19 protein-coding genes are annotated in these 22,120 nt (G+C 60.2%); 3 read left to right on the top strand and 16 right to left on the bottom strand.

Annotated elements, in window-relative coordinates; all coding sequences use genetic code 11:
• Window positions 1-54 precede the first annotated feature (54 nt).
• The 10 genes from ACSSU5_RS23080 to ACSSU5_RS23035 all read right to left on the bottom strand — a co-directional run bounded on the left by ACSSU5_RS23080 (window position 55) and on the right by ACSSU5_RS23035 (window position 10,575).
• Window positions 55-819, bottom strand: a complete 765-nt coding sequence (locus tag ACSSU5_RS23080; protein WP_492559907.1) for a WecB/TagA/CpsF family glycosyltransferase — start codon at window positions 817-819, stop codon at window positions 55-57.
• On the bottom strand, window positions 819-2,006 hold the full coding sequence (locus tag ACSSU5_RS23075) for a glycosyltransferase family 2 protein (protein ID WP_492559906.1): 1,188 nt from the start codon (window positions 2,004-2,006) through the stop codon (window positions 819-821). The genes ACSSU5_RS23080 and ACSSU5_RS23075 overlap by 1 nt, the downstream gene beginning before the upstream one ends.
• A complete protein-coding gene (locus ACSSU5_RS23070) occupies window positions 2,003-3,205 on the bottom strand; it encodes a glycosyltransferase (RefSeq protein ID WP_264313432.1) in 1,203 nt (400 codons plus the stop codon). Before ACSSU5_RS23070 ends, ACSSU5_RS23075 begins: the two co-directional genes overlap by 4 nt.
• Before the next feature lie 48 nt (window positions 3,206-3,253).
• A complete protein-coding gene (locus ACSSU5_RS23065) occupies window positions 3,254-4,255 on the bottom strand; it encodes a VirK/YbjX family protein (RefSeq protein WP_492559905.1) in 1,002 nt (333 codons plus the stop codon).
• Window positions 4,256-4,262: 7 nt separating this feature from the next.
• A complete protein-coding gene (locus ACSSU5_RS23060) occupies window positions 4,263-5,240 on the bottom strand; it encodes a glycosyltransferase family 2 protein (protein ID WP_264313434.1) in 978 nt (325 codons plus the stop codon).
• Between the two features lie 5 nt (window positions 5,241-5,245).
• On the bottom strand, window positions 5,246-5,776 hold the full coding sequence (locus ACSSU5_RS23055) for a serine O-acetyltransferase (RefSeq protein WP_264313435.1): 531 nt from the start codon (window positions 5,774-5,776) through the stop codon (window positions 5,246-5,248).
• A gap of 8 nt (window positions 5,777-5,784) precedes the next feature.
• Window positions 5,785-6,741: a glycosyltransferase family 2 protein gene (locus tag ACSSU5_RS23050; RefSeq protein WP_492559904.1), complete on the bottom strand. Its 957-nt coding sequence runs from the start codon at window positions 6,739-6,741 to the stop codon at window positions 5,785-5,787.
• Window positions 6,734-7,351, bottom strand: coding sequence for an acyltransferase (locus tag ACSSU5_RS23045; protein ID WP_264313437.1), 618 nt, complete (start codon window positions 7,349-7,351; stop codon window positions 6,734-6,736). The genes ACSSU5_RS23050 and ACSSU5_RS23045 overlap by 8 nt, the downstream gene beginning before the upstream one ends.
• A gap of 106 nt (window positions 7,352-7,457) precedes the next feature.
• The gene (locus tag ACSSU5_RS23040; protein ID WP_492559903.1) at window positions 7,458-8,924 is read right to left on the bottom strand and encodes a GMC oxidoreductase; all 1,467 of its coding nucleotides are present in this window, start codon (window positions 8,922-8,924) and stop codon (window positions 7,458-7,460) included.
• A 274-nt stretch (window positions 8,925-9,198) separates the two neighbouring features.
• Window positions 9,199-10,575, bottom strand: a complete 1,377-nt coding sequence (locus ACSSU5_RS23035; RefSeq protein ID WP_264313439.1) for an oligosaccharide flippase family protein — start codon at window positions 10,573-10,575, stop codon at window positions 9,199-9,201.
• A gap of 95 nt (window positions 10,576-10,670) precedes the next feature.
• Between ACSSU5_RS23035 and ACSSU5_RS23030 the strand changes: the two genes are divergently transcribed.
• The 3 genes from ACSSU5_RS23030 (at window position 10,671) to galE (ending at window position 15,880) form a co-directional block, all read left to right on the top strand.
• The gene (locus tag ACSSU5_RS23030; RefSeq protein ID WP_492559902.1) at window positions 10,671-12,197 is read left to right on the top strand and encodes an O-antigen ligase family protein; all 1,527 of its coding nucleotides are present in this window, start codon (window positions 10,671-10,673) and stop codon (window positions 12,195-12,197) included.
• A 5-nt stretch (window positions 12,198-12,202) separates the two neighbouring features.
• Window positions 12,203-14,803, top strand: a complete 2,601-nt coding sequence (locus ACSSU5_RS23025; protein WP_492559901.1) for a cellulase family glycosylhydrolase — start codon at window positions 12,203-12,205, stop codon at window positions 14,801-14,803.
• A gap of 108 nt (window positions 14,804-14,911) precedes the next feature.
• The gene (gene galE, locus ACSSU5_RS23020; RefSeq protein ID WP_492559900.1) at window positions 14,912-15,880 is read left to right on the top strand and encodes a UDP-glucose 4-epimerase GalE; all 969 of its coding nucleotides are present in this window, start codon (window positions 14,912-14,914) and stop codon (window positions 15,878-15,880) included.
• A gap of 64 nt (window positions 15,881-15,944) precedes the next feature.
• On the opposite strand, the gene ACSSU5_RS23015 is transcribed toward galE, so the two are convergent.
• The 6 genes from ACSSU5_RS23015 to ACSSU5_RS22990 form a co-directional block, all read right to left on the bottom strand.
• On the bottom strand, window positions 15,945-16,751 hold the full coding sequence (locus ACSSU5_RS23015) for a CpsD/CapB family tyrosine-protein kinase (RefSeq protein ID WP_492559899.1): 807 nt from the start codon (window positions 16,749-16,751) through the stop codon (window positions 15,945-15,947).
• An 11-nt stretch (window positions 16,752-16,762) separates the two neighbouring features.
• The gene (locus ACSSU5_RS23010) at window positions 16,763-18,322 is read right to left on the bottom strand and encodes a GumC family protein (protein ID WP_264313444.1); all 1,560 of its coding nucleotides are present in this window, start codon (window positions 18,320-18,322) and stop codon (window positions 16,763-16,765) included.
• Window positions 18,323-18,342: 20 nt separating this feature from the next.
• Window positions 18,343-19,458: a hypothetical protein gene (locus tag ACSSU5_RS23005; RefSeq protein WP_264313445.1), complete on the bottom strand. Its 1,116-nt coding sequence runs from the start codon at window positions 19,456-19,458 to the stop codon at window positions 18,343-18,345.
• Between the two features lie 23 nt (window positions 19,459-19,481).
• Complete coding sequence (locus ACSSU5_RS23000; RefSeq protein WP_492561351.1) at window positions 19,482-20,039, bottom strand: polysaccharide biosynthesis/export family protein; 558 nt, start codon at window positions 20,037-20,039, stop codon at window positions 19,482-19,484.
• Window positions 20,040-20,389: 350 nt separating this feature from the next.
• Window positions 20,390-20,566, bottom strand: a complete 177-nt coding sequence (gene eppA / locus ACSSU5_RS22995) for an EPS-associated small membrane protein EppA (RefSeq protein ID WP_077068395.1) — start codon at window positions 20,564-20,566, stop codon at window positions 20,390-20,392.
• A gap of 410 nt (window positions 20,567-20,976) precedes the next feature.
• Window positions 20,977-22,095 carry a glycosyltransferase 61 family protein gene (locus tag ACSSU5_RS22990; RefSeq protein WP_492559898.1) on the bottom strand — a complete coding sequence of 373 codons (1,119 nt, stop codon included), beginning with the start codon at window positions 22,093-22,095 and terminating at the stop codon, window positions 20,977-20,979.
• Between the last annotated feature and the right edge of the window lie 25 nt (window positions 22,096-22,120).

Here is a 22,120-nt window from a genome sequence, read left to right as displayed (position 1 = left end):
AATCGCCCTCGCCATGGGTTTTGGCCATTTCATACGGCTCGCCTGGCAGAATCGTCAGGTACGCCTTGGCGTGTTCCGGGCATCGAGCGTCATCGCCTTGGTGCACAACAGGGTCCGTAGCAGGAAGAGCGGGTTACCCACCACATAGCGCATGAACAGCCGTTTCGGCTCTCTCATCAAACGGAAGATCCACTCCCCGCCCAACCGACGAAGCCATAGCGGCGCCCGGCTGACCTTGCCGCCAAGAAAATCCAGAATCGCCCCGCCACAGACGATCAGGCATGGCCCGCCACGGGCCATGAGCCTGGCGGCAACCGCTTCTTGCTTCGGCATGCCCATGCCCAGCACGATCAGCTCTGGCTGCGTCGCCCGAGCCAGTTCCAGGTAGGTGTCGACATCGGCAAAGCCATCGTGAACCGACACAGGCAGCACGCCGAAACGGGCCTCGCTGCACTGTACCGCTTGGCTCAAGAACGGCTCCTGGGTGCCCCAGAACGCCACGCGTCGCCCCTTGAACGCCGCCAGCAGCTTGGGGATGAAGTCTGTGCCGTTCATGTTCAGCCCAGGGTCCAGGCCCAGGCGGCGAAACAGGATGGCCATGCCGGCACCGTCACGCAGCAGCACATCGGCAGAGGACAGCGCCTTGCAGTAATCGGCATGACCCGCCACCAGGTTCATGGCATGGGCGTTGACAAAACCCAGTACCGTCGGCGCCTCGGGTTGGCACAAGGCCTCCAGCAGCCGCTGCTCTTGCGTAAGGTCACCTACTACCTGAAGCTTGCCGATAACCGTTTTCCAACTGTTCTGCCATTTACCCATTAGCTGTCATCCCGTTTCGAGCGTACCCAGTCAACCTGGCGCTTGATCAAGAACCCCAGGTACAGAGGGATCTTCCTCGCGGCGTAGAAAGGGGCGTAGAGCAAGACCGAAAACGGGATCAGCTCCCGAGAAAAACGCCCCCACGCCAGCAGTACCGCAACACCCAGCATGACTAGGGCACCCGTGGCGATCCACGCAGGCGCGCTGATGCCGAACAGCAAAGCCGCCAGCCAGCACACACATACCACCACCATCAGCGCCAGCACCAACAACGCCAACGGCGGTACCAGCAGGTCCAGGGCCATGGCCAGCAGAGGCCAATTGCGCCCAGCGAGCGCGCTTGATAGCAGCTTGGGTACCTCGGCCACGATCACCCCCAGGTGGCCATGCTCCCAGCGCGTACGCTGGCTGCTCAAGCCTTCCTGGCTGACGGGGAACTGGCTGGTAACCTGCGCGGCAGGGCAAAAAACCGGCGGTTTGCCGGCCCGGCAGAGGTCCAGCCCCAGCTTCAAGTCTTCAACCAGGTGCCCATTGGCCAGATCGGCCGCCGCCAGGTCCCGCCAGGGGAATGCCATGCCCGAACCCATCAACTGGCAAGGCCAGCCCAGGCGCACCCAGCCTCGCGGGCGCACCAGGTTTTTTACCCGCCAGGCAAACTCGGCAATCTGCACTTTCAGGCCAGCGCCGACGGGTGCACGCATCAGGTAAAGTGCCTGCGCGGGCCGTGCAGCTTCAAGGCAACGGCGTGCCAGCAGGTCAATGGCGCCCTCGCCAACCTGGCAATCAGCGTCAACGATAATGACCACCTCTGGCGCATCCTGGGCCAGGTGCCGCACGCCAAAGTCCAGCGCATACCCCTTGCCGCGCAGCGCGTCATTGTGGCGTTCCACCACTTCAGCGCCCGCCATGCGTGCCAGCTGCGCGGTGTCATCGGTGCAATTGTCCGCCACCACCAGCAAACGGTCATGCGCCAGCAATTGCGGGCCGACGCTCGCCAGCGTCGAATGGATGATCGAGCCTTCGTTGTGCGCAGGCACCAGCACCGCCACGCGCGGGCGCTTGGTATCGAGCGCAGGGTGTGCTCGCACAGGCAGGCAGGCCAGCAGCACCTGCGCGAACAGCACCAACGAGGGCAGTAAAATGGCAACCGCCACCAGGCCCAATAGCCACGCCAACAGGCTGATCATACGGATGCCTTGAAATAGCTGACCAACTTGGCGGCCTCGGTGTCGATATCATGGCGTTGCAGCACCCGCTCATACGCTGCCTCCCCCATGCGTTGCAACGCCTCGGCGGGTTGCGCCAGGCAATCGGCCATGGCTGCGGCCAGCTCCTCCACCGTGCCGGCAGGGAACAACCAGCCATTTTCGCCCTGGCGAACCAACTCTGGTATACCCGCCACATAGGTGGTCAACACAGGCCGGCGCAACGCCATGGCCTCCATGATGACGACCGGCAAGCCTTCGGCGAAGCTCGGCAGCACCAAGGCACGGGCAGCCAGGATTTCGTCCCGCACCTGCGTGCTGCTGATCCAGCCGGTTATCCGCACCTGTGCCTGCAATCCATGGCGGGCGACCAGCGCTTCAATCTGCCCGCGCATCTCGCCATCACCGGCCAACACCAGCTCAAATGCGACGCCTTGTGCAGCCAACAAGCGGGCCGCCTCGATCAGCAAGAGCTGGCCCTTCTGTTCGCAGAGACGCCCGACGCACACCAGGCGTGGCGCCGACGGCGCGGTAACTGCGGCCACGGCGTGGAAGCCGCGCTCCAGGCCGCAATGCACCACCTTCACCTTCCCCCAGTGCTCGTGCGCCACCCAGCGGAACAACTGGCTGCGCCCGTATGAGCTGACCGCCGCGACAAACGCTGCGCGCCGGACCTTTTCGCCCACATGCAGAAATTGCGGCTTATCGAATTCTTCCGGCCCGTGCACGGTAAAGCTGTAGCCAGGCCCGCCGAGTGCATGGGCCAGCATCACCACCTCGGTGGAGTTGGTGCCAAAGTGCGCGTGCACATGCTTTGCGCCAAAGGCCTGCAACCAGAGCACAACCTGGCACGCCTCGGCCAGGTAGACCAGGTGATACGGCCAGCCCCGGTCCGCCCGCCGGCCCATGCGCAGGGCCAGCCACAGGGTGGTGAAGAAGCGCCGTGGCTCGGCGCGCAGCACCTGCAGCATCGGCGCCAACACGCCTTTCAGGCCGTCTTGCAACACATAGCGCGTCTTTTGCTGCTCGGCGATGTCTTCAGCGTCCTGCAACTCGGCGTCCCAGCCGCGCAAGGCAATGCGCTGGATTTCCATGCCCTGGCGCTCCAATGCCAGTATTTCGCGTCGAATGAAACTATGGCTGACCTTCGGGTACTGATTGATGAAGTAAGCAATGCGCATAGGAATCCAATTCAATGCCTGCGTAATGCCCCTACCCGCGGCAACCCCTTACTTCAGGCTGTCGATCGCGGGCGGCGGGCCCCCTGCCGATGCACGCTCACGCACATCTCCCTTCATCCCTTGTAGCCCATGGATCCGCTCATTGCCTGATAATGCCGCCTCAATGCGAGCGAATACCTCATCCAGCAAGGCATGACGCCGGCGGTACATCGCGCGTTTCTTGGGTGCAATGTCGTCTGCCGCGCGCTTGGCCGCAGCCAAGGGCAAGCTGAAGAAGTCCTCACGCTCTGACGGGGTGGCGCCGTTTTCCTGCCAGATGACGTCGTAATGGGCGGCCAGGTCTTGCGCCTTGTCGGCGCCAAAGTACGGATGGCGATGGTGCCGGTGCGCATCGCCCACGGCGTAGATGCGCACCACCCCCAGCGTTCTGGCCATGCACTTGAAGGCTTCCAGCAGAAAACTCCTGGGGCGCAGGCCTTCGAAGTCCTTGGTCAGGTCCCGGTAGATGTTCAGCGATGTTTCGCTGTCGATCCCTTTGTGAATGCCCTGCACGGCGCCAATGAACAGGCACGGCTCACCGTGCTGGCGGCACAGGGTGAAAGCCAGGGACGCCACGCGCAAATCGCCTTGGAACAGGTTGAGCACCAGCTCGCCTTCACGTTTGAACCAGATAGGCCGGTCCAGCACCAGGGAACACCCTTTCGAGTAGGCCGACAGGTCGCATAGGGTCAGGCTGTCGTCCCGACTAAGCAGCAGCAACCTCGGGAACTGCCTGGCAACCATTTCAAAGTGCGAAGCCACCACACTCAGGCGCTCCTGTGCCTCCCAGTTTTTGCTGATGTAGGGCCACTGCACGACGCCGATGCAATCAACCCCAAGCCGTGCGAAGCGGTCATCGCCCAACGCAGCCGACATGCGTTGCACGAACGCCTTCAGCGCGGGCCACTCCCGGGTGATCTGCAGCGTCAGCTTGACCTTGTTGTTCAAGGCCCGCAGCGAGTAGCCGGGTTGCAGGGTGAGCACACTTTTCACTATCGATCTGGCAATCATAGGAATCTCATTTGTACTCGATCAATGCGGCCTTGCCGGCAGCGAGCCTGTTGCGCAGGAACTTTACCTGCCCAAGCATTTCAGGGAATTTGCCAAGCACCAGGAACACCGCCTGCAACCAGTTCTCGCGCCTCGACTTGCTACCGCGACGTGCCAGACGCACGGCCTGCAACGGGTAGATCAGCAACAGCAACAATGCCCACCCGCCCACCAGGCCGCTGGCAAGCACTGTACACAGCGGGATACCCAAACCCCAGAGCCAGGCGCGGCGAGACTCGCGCAACCAATGGTGCTCCGGCGCCCGCCCATGCAGAAAGGCACCTTCGGCATAGGCATGCCCTGCGCGCAAGCTACGACGCCACCACTGGCTGAATCGGGTCATGGCCGCATCGTGCAACGTCATTTCATCGGCCAACCGCCAAACTTTCCAACCTTTGGCGCGCAAGCGCACGCACAACTCCGGCTCTTCGCCGGCGATCAGGTCCGGGCGAAACCCGCCCACTTGCGCGAAGGCGTCGGCGCGCATCAACGCATCGCCACCACAGGCCTTGGCTTCACCGATGGGCGTGTCCCATTCCAGGTCGCACAGCAAGTTGTAAACCGAGCGCTGCGGAAACCGTTCGCGGCGCCGCCCGCACACCACCGCCACATCCGGGCGCGCCTGCAAAAACGCCTGGGCACTGGCCAGCCAGCCGGGGTCCACCTCGCAATCGCCGTCGACAAACTGCACGTGGCGCAGTGTCGGCAGCAGCTGTTGCAGGCAGGCAAAGCCCTCGTTGCGCGCGCGGGCTGCCGTAAACGGGCGGGCCATGTCGAGCGCCAGTACCTCCACCCCTAGGGCCTGGGCCATTTGTACGGAGCCGTCAGTGGAGCCTGAGTCCACATACACCACCTGGTCGGCACCATGCGCCAAGGAGCGCAGGCAGCGCTCCAGACGTGCCCCTTCATTACGGCCGATCACCACCACGCCGATAGCTGTTTCCATGCGCCTCACTCGACCGTGTATTCCACGGCTTGCGTGGGTTTTCGGCTCTTGATGGTCGCGGGCACACCGACCGCCAGTGAGTTGTCTGGCACATCGATCAACACCACGGCGTTGGAGCCAATGGCAACGTTGTTGCCGATGCGGATATTGCCCAGCACCTTGGCCCCTGCACCGATATCGACGTTATTGCCGAACACTGGTGCAATCGGTTCGTCGACATTTTTAAGGCCCACCACCACGCCGTTGCGGATCCGGCAGTCATCGCCGAAGCGGGCGTAACCACTGATCACGATGCCGCCGAAATGGTCGATGACGAAGTTGCGGCCAATCACCACCTCGCAGGGCAATTCCACCCCTGTGATGATCTGCACGAACTTGAACAAGATCTTGTAAAGGATGGAAAACAGTTTTCGCAGCAACGCCGGGCGTACGCCATAGCGCCAGCGCCCAAAGCGATACACCAGCAGCACCCAGAACCCCTGGGCGCCCCAATCACCACCGTGTGCACGCAGGTCCGCGCGTATATTCTCGAACATGAATTCACCTACCGTGTGGGTTGGCTTGCGAACCGGGTCTTGAACAGCAGCGACCAGGTGGTCTGGCAATGTCGCCAGCAGGCGCGGATCGCAGCGCGGCCTCGTCCCTTCAACAGTGCTTTGAGTGCCAGTACCAGGTCCCCCACACACACCAATAGCATGTGCAGCGCCAGCCCGGCGACCCCGTGGTGCTTGCGAAAGTACAGCAGCTCGCTTTCGATCTGGTAACTGGAAATCTGCCGGCTGGCCGCTTCCAGTTCGCTGACCGACTTGGAGCTTTCGCCGCCGATATGCACCACCGTGGTGTGTGGATAGAAGACCACCTTCCAGCCCGCCTCTTTGACACGCTTGCAGTGGTCAACTTCTTCGTAATAGAGAAAATAGCGCGGGTCGAACAAGCCCACCTGGTCCAGCACCTCGCGCCGGACCAGATAGAAACAACCAGGCAACCAGTCGCATTCGCGTACCGAGCCATGGTCCCAGGTCATCTCGTCGACCATTTTCAAGCCTGGGAAAAAACGACCGAGCCCGGTACGCCCGACAAACACGTTCAGGGGGGTCGGGAAGTAGCGGCAACTGGGTTGCAGGTCGCCGTCGCGGCCTTCCAGGCGCACGCCCAGTACACCGCACTCAGGGTGGGTGTCCATGTACTCGATGGTCTTGGCCAAAGAATCGGCAGCCACGAAGGCATCGGTGTTGAGCAGCAGTGCGTACTTGCCCTTCAAGTGCGCCAGCAGCTGGTTATTGGCGCGACCGAAACCGACGTTCTTCTTGTTGCTCAGCAACAGCGCCTCTGGGCACACCTTGGCCATGCGTTCTACAGAATCATCGACCGAGGCGTTGTCGACCACGAGGTAACTGGCGAACTTTTCGCTATCGGCCTGACGCAGCGCATCGAACATGGGCTGTAGCAAGGACGCGGTATTGAAATTGACCACCATCACATCGACGGGTTTTCTATCCATTACTACCGTCCCCGAAGAAGTACTGGCGCCGTTGCGCGGCAAGCACCGGCTCTACCGCAGGGTCATAGGCCCCTTTGCGTTGTTTGACCAGGTCTATCCACGGGTAACTTTCGCAGCGTTCCTCTACCCTTTTGATCAGGGCCTCGGTGGTACAGATGAACTTGGCCGGGTTGCCGCCCACCACGGTGCCAGGCAACACATCCTTGGTGACCACCGCACCGGCGGCAACGATCGCATCGGGCCCGATGGTCACGCGGGGCATGACAATCGCCCCATGGCCGATGAAGCAATTGTCTTTGATGTCGATATAGCCGACCGAATCGAGGTGTTTGCCGTAGCAAAGTTCAATCAACGCCACCACACCGTCATGGCCGATCAGTGTGCAATCCGAAAGGCCGACATTGTTACCAATGCGCACCAGCGCGGGGTCGGTGACATTGCACCCCGGGTTGATATGAAAATTGTCCCCTACCGAATGAAACTTGCCCCAGCGGGCCTGATAGATCCCCCACTCTCGCCCCGTCGGATTGCACAACTTCTTGTAAGTCGAGCTTCCCCGCCCAGTCGAGTTGACATAACGCGTCAGTGCACTCCGTATCCATCCATTCATTCTGCGAGCCTCGCAATCAAAGCGATTCTGGACTGTCCCTGAGGCGACTTCGGTCTCGTTATTCAAGGTGCTGACCGCATCGCACTCAACCCATTTACAGCGTGCGTTACACAGCGGCACCCGTAGCCGATTTCAACTTTTCATTGAGGTGGTCTGCCAGCCGCACGGCAAACTGCAACAGCGGCATGGTCGGGTTGGAAGCGCCTCCCTTGGCGAAGATACTGCTTCCCGCGACATAGAGGTTTTGGGTGCCGAAGACTTTGCAGTTGGCGTCGACCACACCGAACTCCGCTGAGGCGGCCATGCGCGTGGTGCCCATGTGATGGGCATGGGGCGCCATCTTCAGCGGCACCGACGTGTCATAGACAAAGTCGTTGAGTTTGACGAAGCCAAGGTCCATGTCGGCAAATTGCTTGGCCAGTTCAGTGCCGATGCACTTGATGGTGTGCCGGTCACTCTCGTTCAGCGCCCAGTGGACGTTGACCTTGGCCACCCCCAGCTGGTCTTTTTCATCCAGCAGTGAAATACGGCTTTGCCGGTTGGGGAACTGCTCGATCATCGTGCCGATCACCCCATCGCCAGGGCAACTGAACTTGGCGAAGAACTCGATCTTGCTGGCAACGCCCATGTCACAGGCGAGGTTTTCCAGAAAATGTTTGACCTCGGCCGTGCGGCCGTACGTTTGTACGTCCGACAGCAGCGCGGCGGTGATATTACCTTTACCGGCCTGGTACTCCGCCACAAAGGCATCGGTGGTGTAGTACTGGCGCATCTGAGTATCCTGGTCCGACTTCAGGATGAAAGTGCCCATGTCAATATTCAGGTGTTCCATGAAGCAACACCCGGTCAGCCCTTCCTTGTTGATGACACCCGCGGCCAACAGCGTTTCACTGTTCAATAACTGCCGGGCATTCTCGATAGCGCCTGTGGCCAGGATGAAGTTCCTGGCCACCACGCGCTGACGATGACGGTCGTAGTCGGAAACCACCGCAGCCACCACGTGGCCCGACGCTTTGTCGAACTCCAGGTCGACGCAGTTGCAATTGATGAATACATCGAGCCCGTTGGTCTCGTTCAGTGCTGTTGCGTACTTCTGCGCAAAGCGCGTCGGTGGGCTCAGCAGAAAGCGGTCAGGCTCGAAGTCGTCACCGCCGAGCCCAGTGTTCATTGCATGAAACTCCGAGCCTGGCGGCAAATCGACGATATCCATGGCCGCAGCCAGGTAGCCCTCGATCTCCGAGTACGGGATCGGCCAGCCGGGCAAGTCGCCGGGCGGCGCCACGGCAAAGTCTGAAGGGGTAAAGGGCCGGCAGCGACCCGCCCAGTGGTTGGACGTGCCGCCCAGGTAGCGCAGGCGCGTTTCCTCGGCGTACAACTCGAGCCCCGTCGAGTCGCACTTGTACAGTTCTTGCGAGTGCGGCGAATACTCGCGCCCACCGCCCTCGGCCAACAAGACGTGCCAGCCGGCAGCCGCCAGCCGCAAGCCCAGGGTAATGCCAGCGGGGCCGGCCCCGATGATGCAGAAGTCATAGCCGTCACGCAGCGTTTTCTGCTGCTGATAGTCCTTGATCATGCTGGCTCGTTCCGAAAGTACTGAGAAGGCAAAACCCAGCCGTTGATCACCACGAACCCGGTTTTTTCGACGGGTTTGCGTGCAACGCCCGCGGACACTCCAAACACCGCGCCCCCAACACCCAGCAAGACACAGCTCTGGAGAAAACCCCTACGACCAAAATGCGGAGTACACAACGTAAACTTCCCCATGATCCCCAGACCTATCTTGATGAAGTGTTAACAATCAGTCACTCGACCGCCCCACAGTGCAACATCGCCCGCCTGTGGCCTTATCAAAGCCACTCGAAGAAACGGGTCGCCAGCAGGCCACAGAGCGCGCCCACCGCCACCATCGGCAATACCATGAGCTCGCGCTTGACGCTGAAGATATCGAGCTTGCAGTTAACGTAGACAACCAACAGCAGCGTCGGGAAGGTATGCAAGGCAACTCCCCAGATCGCATAGTCCACACCGCCAATGGCCAACAGCAGTGGTAGCAACCCCCATAACGAGACTAGCCGGATGATGTTGTCCATGGCCTGGTATTTGGTCAGGCCCAGGGCAATCCATATCTGGTGTGCCAAGGTATAGCGCAGCGTGAAGAACGACAGCGAAAGAATCGCAAGAATCGAACCTGCCTCGGTGTAGCGCGCGTCGTACATCCAGCCGATCAGCAGCGGGCTGGCGGTCAGGAACACCCCGCAGGCAAACAGCATGGCAAGATCCACCAGCAGCCTGAAACGGTAGTACAGCGCCTTCAGACGCGCCTTGTCACCTTCCCGGGCGGCCTCGCTGAAGGCGGGCAGCGCCACCGAGCCGACCAGTTTCAGCAACCCGGTCTGCACCGACCCGAGGATCAGCACGGCAATGGAATACACACCGAGTTGGCCCGCCGTCATGCTGGCGCCAAACCAGATCCGGTCGCCGTACATGGCCAGCACGCCGACCATCGACGACAGCAGGATCCAGCGGCCAAAGACAATCAACTCCGTCAAAGCGCTACGGTCCCAGCGCAGTCGGTTGTTCGGGCCCTGCAGGGCCATGTGCCCCAACAGGGTGCCCACCAGGGCACTGACCAGGCCGGCAACCACCAGCGACCAGATCGAACGGGTGAAGTAGCCGATCACCAGCATCGCAATCAATCCGACCACTTGCGAGGCCAGGTCCACCAATACCACGCGCTTCTGTTGGAACGTTCGCACGGCGACGTCTATCTTGGTGGATTGGAACCCCCAGATGATGGCCGAAAGGCCGGTCACCGCCAGCACCATCGGCAGCTCTGGCGCGGCATAAGTGGAATCTGCCGGCCACAGGTTGGCAAGCTGCGCGAACCAGGAGGCAGCGGCCAGCAGCAAGGTCAGGGCAAACAGCACGAAGCCGCGGATGATCTGGACGGTCCAGGCGGTATTGAGAAACGCCGGGTCGTCCCCCCGGTGGCTCTGGATGATGTTCTGGCGCAGGCCTACATCGGAAAGCAAGTGCAGGAGTACCGAAACGGTGGTGGCGATGACCATCACACCAAACATTTCCGGCAGCAGCAAACGGGCCATGATCAGGTTGCCGCCCAGGCGCATGACCTGTGACGCCACCAGCGATACCAGGTTCCATGACCCGGCCTTCAGTGCGCGCTTGCGCAGACTCGCGGAGGCTGACACATCAATCGACGGCATGACTTCAATCTCTGACTGATTGGCTAAAAGTCACTATAGTTTCAATTAGCCATGATGCTAGCCGTTGCCCACCAAGGGAAAGGTGTCCATAGCCAATGCCTGAACATTTTCGTGCACTGATCGTCATTCTGTTTCTGGCAGGCGTCGTTTTCGTCATAGCGCGCCGTCCGGCGACAGACCTCATCCCCTACAGCGATTTCAAGCGCCGGCGAAACCTGTGGTTCGTCCTGACGCTGGTGGCCTTTGCCTCCCATAGCTTCTGGGTATACATGGCCGCTGCCGGCATCATCATGTTTATCGCCGGGCGCCGCGAACGCAACGCCATGGCGCTGTTTTTCATGCTGCTGTTCCTGATTCCACCGGCGTCGGTGCAGATACCCGGGTTTGGCGTGGTCAACTACCTGGTCGAGCTCAACCATGTGCGCCTGCTGACGCTATGCGTCCTGCTGCCGGCGGCACTGGCCCTCAGCCGACAAAGCGACACCCTTCGCTTCGGCCGCACCTGGCCCGACAAGCTGCTGGCGGCAAGCCTGGTGCTGATGAGTGTGCTGTACCTGCGTGAAACCACCCTGACCGACACCTTGCGCCAGGCGCTCTACCTGTATGTCGATGTGTTCTTGCCCTATTACGTCGCCAGCCGGGGGCTCAAGGAGATCAGTGATTTCAAGGACGCCATGCTGGCGTTCGTGCTGGCCTCTTTCGTCCTGGCCCTGATCGGCGTCGCCGAGTACGTCCGCCACTGGTTACTGTACAACGCCCTGACCGATGCCATGGGCGTCCAGTGGAGCATGACCGGCTACCTGAGCCGCGGTGGCTCGCTGCGCGCCAGCGCCACCACCGGCCAGGCGATTGCGCTGGGTTACGTGATGAGTGTAGCCATCGGCTTGTTCCTGTTCGTCCAGGGCTATGTCCGCAGCCAGCTGCAGCGGGTGCTCGGCGCACTGCTGCTGGCGGCCGGGCTTTTCGCGCCCTTGTCCCGAGGCCCCTGGATCGGCGCCGTGATCATCGGCGTCGTGTTCATTGCCATGGGCAAAGGCGCCGTCAAGCGCCTGACCGTGCTGGCGCTCGCCGGCGTGCTGGCGCTGCCGCTGCTGACGGTGCTGCCAGGGGGCGACAAGGTGCTGGACCTGTTGCCCTTCATCGGCAACATCGAGAAAGAAAACATTACCTACCGGGAACGGTTAATCGACAACTCCTGGATCGTGATCCAGCGCAACCCGCTGTTCGGCTCCTTCGATTTCCGTAACACCCCTGAAATGCAATCGATGATTCAGGGGGAAGGCATCATCGACATCGTCAACACCTACGTCAGCCTGGCACTGCGGGTCGGGTTGGTTGGGCTCGCACTTTTCGTGGCGTTCTTCATCACCGTGTTGCTGGGCATCCGCAAGGCCATGCGCGCGTTCCCCGACCAAAATGACGAGCAACGGCAACTGGGCCGTGCGTTGTTGGCGACGCTGGTCGGGATCCTGGTGATCATCTTCACCGTTAGCAGCATCACCGTCATCCCCACAGTGTATTGGTCGGTCGCAGGGCTTGGGGTGGCCTACATACAGAGGGTGCGCAGGCTGCGTTCCAGCCAGGCCAGCGACCTTGCCGATGCCCGTCTTCAACCCAGGTGATGCCAATGACCTCTTTTTCTCTGCGCCCCTTCGTGCGGGCTTCGCTGCTCGCTGGCCTTGCACTGGTGTCACAGGCCGGCTGGGCATCGGGCTGGATTGTCAGCGTCGACGAACAAAATGGCCTGCCCACCGTGACACGCGGTGGTGGGCCGGTGATGAAAGCAAAGTTCGACTTCTGGGCGGCCAACTGGAGCTGGACCGGCTTCTACACCGCCCTCAAGGTCAATGCGCCCTACCGCTACACCCTGCAAGGCAAGAACAAGGAGCTGGACTTTGACCTGGCGGCGGATATCCGCAAGGAACAGGCACAAACCCTGACCTGGGCATTCGACCTGACCGCGCACAGCAGGCAAACGAACGTGATGGGCGGTGGCATCGTGTTCCAGTTTGACCCCGCCATGTTCAGCGCAGACATGGGCGCTCCCGTGCTGTTGCCCGACAACCGCGGCTGGTCCTGGGGCAAGGATGCGCAAGGCAGGCGCATCGAGATGCGCTTCGAGCCCGCACTGGCTAAGGTGTACTTCGAACCGGGCAACACCGCAGAGATTCGCGCGTTCTTCTACAAAAACCCCATCAGCGCCGGCCAGCAGCAGATCAAGGCGACGTTGAACGTAACGGGCGATATCGAGCTTGGCCCAACCCCCACCGAGCGCTTTGGCCTGACAGACCCCGCTCAGTGGCCTGACGACCAGCTCGATTGGCAAACGTCGCCGGTCGATCTGTCATTTCTCAATACGCCAGAGATACCGGCAGGCAAGCGCGGGTTTGTAAAGGCCGCCGGCGAGCAACTGGTATTCGAAGACAACACCCCCGTGCGTTTCTGGGGCACCAACCTGTCTGCGTACTCGCTGTTCAAGACGCCAGACGAAGAAATTGCCAAGCAGGCCAAACGGCTGTCGGCACTGGGCTTCAACCTCGTCCGGCTGCACCACCATGACTCCCCCTGGGTCAGCCCGAACGTGTTTGGCGACGGCACCCTGATTCGCGATACCCAGCAGCTCAATGCCGAGTCGCTGCGCAAGATCGACCTGTGGGTCAAGCGCCTGAAGGACGAAGGCATTTACGTGTGGCTCGACATGCACGTACAGCGCGCCCTTACCGCCCATGACAACATCGAAGACTTCGATGAGCTGGCCAAGGGCGAGCCCAGGGTTGACCTCAAAGGCTACGCCTACGTGAACCAGAGCATTCAGAAGGCAATGAAGCGCTTTGCCGAACAGTACCTGACCCATGTGAACCCCTACACCGGCCTTGCCTACAAAGACGACCCAGCCATTGCTGCGATTCTGATCACCAACGAGAACGACATCACCCAGCACTACGGCAACGCCCTGATGCCGGACAAAAAGGTCCCCGAACACACCGAGCGTTACCGGGAGCAGTCAGATGCCTTCGCCAAGCGCAATGATCTGCCTGCAGACCGCACCTGGCGTGCCTGGGAGCATGGCCCATCGAAGCTGTTTCTGAATGATCTGGAGCGCCAATTCAATGTCGACATGATCGCGCACCTGCGCAGCCTGGGCGTCAAGGTGCCCATCGCCACCACCAGCACCTGGGGCGGCAATGGCTTGAGCGCGTTGCCTGCGCTCACCTCGGGCGATGTGATCGACGCACACAGCTACGGCGCCATCGGGCAGCTCGAAAAGAACCCGCTGAGCAGCGACGGGATGATCAATTGGATTGCTGCTGCCCAGGTAGTCGGGCTACCCCTGACGGTCACCGAATGGAACGCAGAGCCCTTCCCCCTGCCCGACCGCCACTCGCTGCCGCTGTATGTGGCGGGCACGGCCAGCCACCAAGGCTGGGACGCCATGATGCAATATGCCTACAGCCAGCAGGCCTTCAACAGCGGCTGGCGCACGGCAGACAACTGGCACGCGTACAACGACCCGGCCATGCTCGCCACCCTCCCCGCCGCCGCCCTGCTCTATCGCCGCGCAGATGTACAGCAGGCCACCACCCGCTACGTCTTTGCCCCAACACCCGCCACCTTGTTCGACCAGGACATCACACCGCGCAACTCCGTGCTGCTGCGCACCGCCATGGAAAAAGGTAGGCTGCAGGTCGCCATGCCCCAGACGCCGGAGTTGCCGTGGCTCAAACCCAGCGTCATCCCGGCCGATGCGCAGGTGCTGCATGACCCAGCTCAGTCACTGCTGGAGGCTGATGCCGTCGAGTCGGTGACCGATACCGGGGAGCTCAAGCGCAACTGGCAACAGGGCCTCTACACCATCGACACGCCCCTGACTCAAGCCGCAACCGGCTGGCTGGGTGGCCAAACGATCAACCTCAAGCAAGTCGCCGTACAGGCAAAAACGCCCTACGCCAGCGTCGTCGTGCAAAGCCTGGATGCAAAACCACTCGGCCAGTCACAGAACCTGCTGATCTCGCTTGGCACCCGGGCCGTGCCCAAAGCCGACGACAAGACGCCCTTCAATGTCGAACCCTTCGAGGGCACGTTGTCCATCAAGGCCGTTGCCGGCCTGAAACTGTTCGCACGCGACGCGCAAGCACAGTTGAAGGAACTGCCAGCGGTGTACCGGAACGGGCGATATGTCATCGCCTTCGACGGCACGTACATGTCCAACTGGCTGTTCTTGAAATAGGGCATTTGGCCATCTACAGTCTCAGAAGACCTGTAGCTGATAATCCCACCTGTTCGATTCAGGGACGAGTCACTGCGTCTGTACAACAGCAGCGTCCAGGAGGCACGGATGAAGTTTCTGGTTGTCGGTGGCGCAGGGTATATCGGCTCGCACATGGTCAAGCATTTGCTGGCCGCGGGTCATGATGTGGTGGTAGCGGACCTCGTGTCGCCTGGCCCTGCTGTGCAATGGGCCGAGCTGGACATTGCCAACGAGCGTGCGCTGGATGTGCTGTTCGCCGAATGCCACTTCGATGCGGTCTTCCACTTCGCGTCGTTCATTCAGGTGGGCGAGTCTGTGTGCGCCCCTGGCAAGTACTATCAGAACAACGTAGCGGCCACCCTGACATTGCTGCAGGCCATGGTGAATGCGGGCATCAAGAGGCTGGTGTTCTCTTCCAGCGCTGCGGTGTACGGCAACCCGCTGTATGTACCCATCGACGAAGCGCACGGCAAGGCACCGATCAACCCTTATGGGCTGAGCAAGTGGATGGTCGAGCAGATCCTTGAGGATTTCGATCGTGCCTACGGGCTGAAGTCGGTTTGCCTGCGTTATTTCAATGCTGCGGGGGCCGACCCTGACGGGCAGTTGGGCGAGCGCCATGAGCCGGAAACCCACCTGATACCGTTGATTCTCCAGGCCGCCTCCGGCCGACGCGATGCGGTGACCGTGTTTGGTGGTGATTACGACACCGCGGATGGCACCTGCATTCGTGACTACGTTCATGTCGCCGACCTGGCTTCGGCACATGCCTTGGCGGTGGACTACCTGGTGGCAGGTGGGCCCAGCACGGCATTCAACCTGGGCAATGGCCTGGGCTTTTCAGTGCAGCAAGTCATCGATACCGCCCGCGCGGTGACGGGGCGGCAGATTCACACAGTCGATGCACCACGCCGCGCTGGCGACCCGCCCAGGTTGGTGGCGGATGCTGGCAAGGCCATGAGTGTGTTGGGTTGGCGGCCGGCGTATGCATCGCTGGAGCAGATCGTGGCGCATGCCTGGGGGTGGGAGCTGCAGTACCCGTGGCGTCAGCCGTAAGCGTGCGGCCATGCGCTATCCGGGTAGGAGCAGCCTTGTGCTGCTCCTACCGTGAGCCAGCACCTCAATAATAGGTGCGCGGCTTCTCATCCGCCTTGTTCAACACCGTGCCGATCAGGTTGACCGTCGCCAAGTGGTGCAGGCAATCCTCGATCTCCTGCTTGCTGTTCATCCCGTTGGCCACAACCAGCAGCACACAGTCGAACTTGGGCATCACCGTGATTGCATCGTCAGAGCTCAACAATGGCGGTAGGTCGAAGATGCAGATCCGCGACTCATAGCGGTTGCGCAAGTCACCGATCAGGTTGCTTACCCGGGGTGAAGACAGCATCTCGGTAGACAGCGGAATAGGCACCCGTGTCGGCAGCACGACAAAACGGGGCAACGTCGGGTTGACCAGCACCTCTTCCAGCCCGGCTTGATCAGCCAACAGCTCGTTGAGGGCCTTATCCATCGGCAAGCCCAAGGTGCTGCCTACTTTGGGACGACGCAAGTCGAAGTCCACCAGCAGAGCCGTCTTGGTCGTATGGTGGGCGATGCTCATGGCCAGGTTGATGGCCAGGACCGTCTTGCCCGCTTCGGGCGTTGGCGAGGTGATGGCCAAGGTGCGCCAACCGTTCTCTTCCATCGCCTTCAGCACCTGCGTGCGCAGCAGGTCGATCGGCCCGCTCATGTTCGAATTCTTGTTGAACGCGACAATCCGATTACGCTCAAGGTGCTCCGCACGCAACGGCACCACCTTGGTGTGCACATAATCGAACTGCCCTGGCACCTCAGGTTGCTCCACCCCCGGGGTGGTTTGCGGTACCTGGGCGGCACCTGGAGAAACTTGATGAATACTATTGCCAACTACCGGCTTGATCCTGTCCATCACTGCTTTCCCTATTCAAACCGCGCCATAGCCTTGAACAGCAACACATCCAACGGCATGTAGAACACGTGCACCAGCCCTACCATGATAGCAATCAGCACGAGCGCCGCGATGATCAGCAGGTTGCGCCAGCGCTTGCGCTTGGCCAACTCCGCCTGGGTGGTGATGAAGGGCACTGTCACCAGCACGCGCTTGCCCAGCACACTCTCCAGGGCCCCTACGCCACGTACCCGCTGGTTAAGCATTTCAAGCAGCATCACCAAGGCGCCGCCACCTGCCGGTGCCAGCACCAGGCCCAGGGCGGCAATCTTCTTGCGGTTTGGCTTGATTGGTTTCTCGGGCAGCAGCGGCGGCTCCAGCAGTACAAAGCGCTCTGCCTTGTTTTCCTGCTCCAGGCTCTCGGTGATTTTCGCACCCATTTCCTTGGCGCGGATCTCCTCGTACTTCTTGCGTGCGTTGTCATGGTCACGCATCAAGGTCACCAGGCCACGCTCGACTTGCGGGGCTTCAAGAATTTCCGCCTCGTAGCCTTCCATCTTCTTCACCAGCTCACGTTTCTGCTCCGCCAGTGATGCGATGCGTTCCTGGGCTGCGCCGATGCGCGCGCGCACCCGCGCCACATCGAGGCTGACCGAGGACGCAGCTTTGCTACCACCACCACTGGCCTGCAGTGCCTCGATCTTGCGTTTGACCGCAACCACATCCGGGTGCGCGTCTTTGTACCTGGTCAGCAGCCTGGTGTATTCGGCCTTGAGGCTAGGCAGGTCTTGTGGCTGGTCGGCACTGGACGGCCTGGTCCCATCGGCCTTGGTGGTCAACCCGGCGTTGGCCGCCGACAACTCAAGTTCAAGGTAACGCAGCTCTTCTTGCGCAGTCTTGTAGTCGCGGTCCACCTCCCTGAATTCCAGTTCCGAGCGCGACAGCATGCTCATGCGCAGCGACTGGTGCTCGGGCAAGGCATTGGCATGGGCTTGCTTGAAGTCCGCCAGCTGGTTTTCCAGGCTGGCAAGTTCGGCGCCAAGCTTGTTGGCTTCCTGGGTCAGGAACTCGGTGGTTTCGTTGGCCCGCTCAGTGCGTTGCTTGAGGTTTTCATTGAGGAACAGCGTGACCAGTTCGTTGGCGACATCCTTAGCCACCTGGGCCTGCTTGTGCTCGAACGACACATTGAATGCGACTGTGGCCTCGCCCCGCCCTCTGACGAACGTGCTGAGCGTGGCGACCACGATGGCATTGCGCATCTGCTCGATCTTGTCGCTCTCGCTGAGCCGCTTGTCAGCGAACAGGTTGTACTTGTCGATGATGCGCAGCAGGTTCTCGCGGGTCATGACCCGCTGGCGAATGACCTCGATGCGCTCATCGGCAAAGCTGTTGTTGTTTGCCGACACCAGCTCGGGGGAAATTTGCTGCGACTCCACCAAAATGGTGCCGGTGGACTGGTAGATAGGCGGCACGCTCACCGCGACCACCACGGTCGCGGCAAGAATGACTACGATACTGATCCCCAATAACAGGGCCCTATCCTTGATGATGGCGATGTAATCTTTGAGGGAAAGCTCGTAGTCAGACTTCATAAAGGCCACCAGGCTGAAGTTCAGAGGTCGGGGTACCTATACGTCAACGTCAAACCAACAATCGTAGCGTCTGCAGTGGGTGCATCATCCTGCCGCCGTTCCTTGTACATCAACGATAGGCGCAGATCCCAAAAAGGTGAAAATTCCCGGCTGGCCCACACGCTGTAAACTTGCAGTGTGTTGGGCGTCTGCCCTTTGCTGTCTTGCCAGGAGGCATCGGCGCCGACACGCGTCAGCTCGTTGACCGCATAACTGTAGATACCGCGCACCATGTCGAGCTGGGCAAAACCACCCTCGGCGCTGGCGACCGTGCTGCGTTCGGCGCTCAAGCTGAGGTCGGAACGCACCCCGGTATACAGCAGCGAAGCCCCCCCCTCGCCGCGCCGACCGCCTTCGGAGCCGGAAACCTTGTTCACACCCAAGTGGGCATCCGCACTCAGCCGCTCGGTAAACTGATACTTGACCCCAACTGCGGGGGTGTAGCTGTTGGACGCCGTCGCGGTGAGGTCCTGCTCGGGCTCGTAGCGCCTTGCGCCAAAGCGGGTATACAGGTCGGCCCGCTCATTCCAGGCGTAGGTCCAGGTCAGCACGTTGCCCAGTTCGTTGTAGCCGGTCAGCGTGTTGATGTCATAACGGGCTCGGCTGTACTTGATCTCGTTGGACAAAGTGCTGCGCTCAGTGATGGCGCTGCTCCAGTTGCCTGCCAGCGAATACAGCTTTTGCGTGCCATCGGTGGTCACCACACCGGTGTCCTGAACCGTGCCAGACAACGTAGAGCTTTCGTTGTACTGCGCCACCAGGCCAAAGCGCCCTTTCTCGGTGTCGCGTTGCCAGCCCAGGCTCACATTGGGGTCTTCGCGGTCGTCGACGATATCCGTGTCGGACGAGCGCAACACATGCATGCCAAGCCCCAACCGCAATTCGTCGCGGTCGAAGGTACCGACAAGGGTGTAGTCGGGCGCTATGAGTGTGCGCGTTACACCCTTTTCTTCAGACGACAGCAACAACGGGTTGCTGTCGTATTCGACCGAGGTCGGTACCACCACCGATGACTGCCAATTTGCTGCCTGGACCGCGTCCGTAAACGGCAAGACCAAGATTGCCGTTGCAATGCTAGTTGTTCTAAGAAGAGGCATTAAGTGTTCTTATTAAGGCAAGATCAAGGAACGACCAGCGTATCGCCAGCCTGGAGTTGAATGTTGGTGGACATGTCGCGCCCGGAAACCAAGTCCTTATATCTCACGGGCAGAATCCGTTGGGAAGCCCCTTGGCCACGGACCACCTTGATATCGCTTTCGTCCGCGAATTTGTCCAACCCACCCGACATGCTCAAGGCCTGCAATACCGCCGTGGGGCCCGCCATTTGTACGGGCCCTGGCTTGATCACCTTGCCCTGCACGTACACAAGGTTGCCAGCGATGCTCTTGACGACAACGCTGACGTTCGGGTCGGGGAGGAATTTTTCGAGTTTGGCAGCGACTTGTTTCTCTACCGCCGTGACATCGAGGCCGGCTACATTGATTCGCCCTGCCAAGGGGAAGGTGATACTGCCATCGGGAAGCACGGTGGCTTCCTGGCGCAGGCTATCCTCTTGCCAGACCGACACCATCACTACGTCGCCAGGGCTGAGCAGGTAAGCTGCGTTATTTTCGACCGCGTTGCCGGTACCGGACCACAGCATCAGCACGCAAAAAGCGGAACACATTGAACGTACCATGAGGGTCCCTCCGGCCTTTTTGGCCCGACAAAGAGCACTGAATGAGAACGGCACACAAACTCTCGCTCCACTTCGCAACCGCACCACCTGCTGCGATGGCCTCAACCTTCCTGGAGGCCCTGTACCTTGACACCTCGACATCCTGAACCACCAGCAAGCCGCGATACCCTACGGTCTTTGGTAATTACTGGCTACTGGAATATAGCAACAGTTGGAAAATTGACAAGCTGCCAGCGGCTGCGAAGACACGAGAAACAAACCACAGACGTCAAATTACCGACGGCGCTGCAGGCGTACGCAATTTACCCCCGGATAAAAGACACACTTCACCCTGCCGACCGTGTGAAAGTTTAAATCTTTCTTCTATTGGCTACTGCAACAAAACCAATAACGGCAAACGCGAAGAACCACCCTGCCGTTGCGACAGGAATGACACTGTTTTGATTGACATAGGAATCAGCAGCGCGTGCTGCGCCACTTAAAAGCACCAACAAGAATATTGATTTAATGAACAGTGTCGAGCGCATAACCCCCTCCTATAAAGAGGATAATAAAATAGTTATTGGCGGGTTTAGCGGGAGACTTCCTCGCTGTTGATTTGAGCTTATGGGCACAATGACACTACGTCAATGATCCGACACCATAATAAATCTCAATGAGCGATGGGTGACTTCGTCAAAATGTCGTCACCTGAAATATGCAGGCCCTTTACGGGTTTGCGTCGCAGTAACGGCCCCGCTATAAGGCTCTGAAATAACACATTTTTCTACAATATCAGCCGCTCAGGAGGCCCCGGACGGCTCGCGATATCGTTTTTGCCGTGAGGTTATCGGCGTAGAGAATGGAAGGTATTCCGTTTCATCGGTGAGAAGCCAAATGCTAATCGTTGAGCTTGCGAACCGAAATCTGGCGCTTTTGAACCAGGCACTACTGTGCGCTATACCGGCATCAGATCCAGGGTGCGTTCAACTTCCTCGATATCGATCCTGAAACCATCGCCTTCCGGCATTCCCACCACAAAGCCAAAATGCTGCTGGTCGCGATCCGTCAGGTACTTGTAATAGCTGACAAAACGGTTCGGTGGCTGCAACGTCAACAACGAGCAGCCGCTTTGCAACACGTTGACACCGTGAACCAGCTGACTGCCTTCGACCCCGACCACCACCCTCGCGCCGGCACAGGCGGCAATAATACTCGGCACATCGGTCTTCAGCGGATCGACCACGCGAAAGCCCCTGCGCTGGCGCAAGTGCTCTGCAACAACCATTTCATTACGCAAGAAGCGCAAGTCACCGTCCCCCCCGCGCAAAATGAACACGCCGGGGTGCGACTCATGGCTCACATGCGACAGCAGTTTTTCGCCCATGGCGCGGTAGCGTAAATGCCGGCTGTGGTTATTGCTCTGGTCGTCAAAGAGCACCAGTTCACGGAAAAACGCACTGCGCAAACGCTGCGGCTTCATATCCAGCCAGTCTTCATAGGCAGGCGCCTGTGAAAACAGAGGGTAGCGGGCCGATGGCGCAGTAGTCACCGGTATACCTTCGTTACAGGCCAGGGCGTAGGTGACGCAGTCTTCCATCAACCAGGTGCCAAACCATGAGTTGCCATTTTGCGTGCAGTAGATGGCCGCACGTTCGATTTCGTTCTCGACGACAACGCGCGGAAAGGTGCTAGGTTTCAACGACAACCAATGGCTGGCCTTACCTTTGTAGAGCGCCCCGTCCACGAGCCAGACGTCCTTGATCAGATAACCACGCGTAGGGCCCTGCACAACGCTGAGCCCCCCTTCCATCGTGCGCGCGGGATGCACATAGGGATAAAAGCGCTTTGCCTCCCACCCCGTCACCCGCTCAAGCTGATTGGGCAAATAGAAGGCCGGCGGGGAAAGGGTTGTTTCCCCTGGTGCTATATCCCAGCTTTTTGACGCGATGCTTTTCAGGTCCACAGCCGAATTGCGCGCGAGCCGCTTACGTGCCATGTACGTGTACGCAGCAAGGGTCCACTTATGCCGTTTGCCGGCGGACGGTGCGCTGAATCTCGACATATCGCTTCCCATGAAGCTTCTCCCCGGGTGGCGTGGC

It is taken from the genome of Pseudomonas sp. E1MeOHC2 (assembly GCF_058745025.1).
This window is presented reverse-complemented; position numbering and strand designations above follow the sequence as displayed.

Excerpts from the sequence above, each read along its gene's own strand:
- ACSSU5_RS23080 (WP_492559907.1), bottom strand. The coding sequence starts at position 819 with ATGGGTAAATGGCAGAACAGTTGGAAAACGGTTATCGGCAAGCTTCAG.
- ACSSU5_RS23075 (WP_492559906.1), bottom strand. The coding sequence starts at position 2,006 with ATGATCAGCCTGTTGGCGTGGCTATTGGGCCTGGTGGCGGTTGCCATT.
- ACSSU5_RS23070 (WP_264313432.1), bottom strand. The coding sequence starts at position 3,205 with ATGCGCATTGCTTACTTCATCAATCAGTACCCGAAGGTCAGCCATAGT.
- ACSSU5_RS23065 (WP_492559905.1), bottom strand. The coding sequence starts at position 4,255 with ATGATTGCCAGATCGATAGTGAAAAGTGTGCTCACCCTGCAACCCGGC.
- ACSSU5_RS23060 (WP_264313434.1), bottom strand. The coding sequence starts at position 5,240 with ATGGAAACAGCTATCGGCGTGGTGGTGATCGGCCGTAATGAAGGGGCA.
- ACSSU5_RS23055 (WP_264313435.1), bottom strand. The coding sequence starts at position 5,776 with ATGTTCGAGAATATACGCGCGGACCTGCGTGCACACGGTGGTGATTGG.
- ACSSU5_RS23050 (WP_492559904.1), bottom strand. The coding sequence starts at position 6,741 with ATGGATAGAAAACCCGTCGATGTGATGGTGGTCAATTTCAATACCGCG.
- ACSSU5_RS23045 (WP_264313437.1), bottom strand. The coding sequence starts at position 7,351 with ATGAATGGATGGATACGGAGTGCACTGACGCGTTATGTCAACTCGACT.
- ACSSU5_RS23040 (WP_492559903.1), bottom strand. The coding sequence starts at position 8,924 with ATGATCAAGGACTATCAGCAGCAGAAAACGCTGCGTGACGGCTATGAC.
- ACSSU5_RS23035 (WP_264313439.1), bottom strand. The coding sequence starts at position 10,575 with ATGCCGTCGATTGATGTGTCAGCCTCCGCGAGTCTGCGCAAGCGCGCA.
- ACSSU5_RS23030 (WP_492559902.1), top strand. The coding sequence starts at position 10,671 with ATGCCTGAACATTTTCGTGCACTGATCGTCATTCTGTTTCTGGCAGGC.
- ACSSU5_RS23025 (WP_492559901.1), top strand. The coding sequence starts at position 12,203 with ATGACCTCTTTTTCTCTGCGCCCCTTCGTGCGGGCTTCGCTGCTCGCT.
- galE (WP_492559900.1), top strand. The coding sequence starts at position 14,912 with ATGAAGTTTCTGGTTGTCGGTGGCGCAGGGTATATCGGCTCGCACATG.
- ACSSU5_RS23015 (WP_492559899.1), bottom strand. The coding sequence starts at position 16,751 with ATGGACAGGATCAAGCCGGTAGTTGGCAATAGTATTCATCAAGTTTCT.
- ACSSU5_RS23010 (WP_264313444.1), bottom strand. The coding sequence starts at position 18,322 with ATGAAGTCTGACTACGAGCTTTCCCTCAAAGATTACATCGCCATCATC.
- ACSSU5_RS23005 (WP_264313445.1), bottom strand. The coding sequence starts at position 19,458 with ATGCCTCTTCTTAGAACAACTAGCATTGCAACGGCAATCTTGGTCTTG.
- ACSSU5_RS23000 (WP_492561351.1), bottom strand. The coding sequence starts at position 20,039 with ATGGTACGTTCAATGTGTTCCGCTTTTTGCGTGCTGATGCTGTGGTCC.
- eppA (WP_077068395.1), bottom strand. The coding sequence starts at position 20,566 with ATGCGCTCGACACTGTTCATTAAATCAATATTCTTGTTGGTGCTTTTA.
- ACSSU5_RS22990 (WP_492559898.1), bottom strand. The coding sequence starts at position 22,095 with ATGGGAAGCGATATGTCGAGATTCAGCGCACCGTCCGCCGGCAAACGG.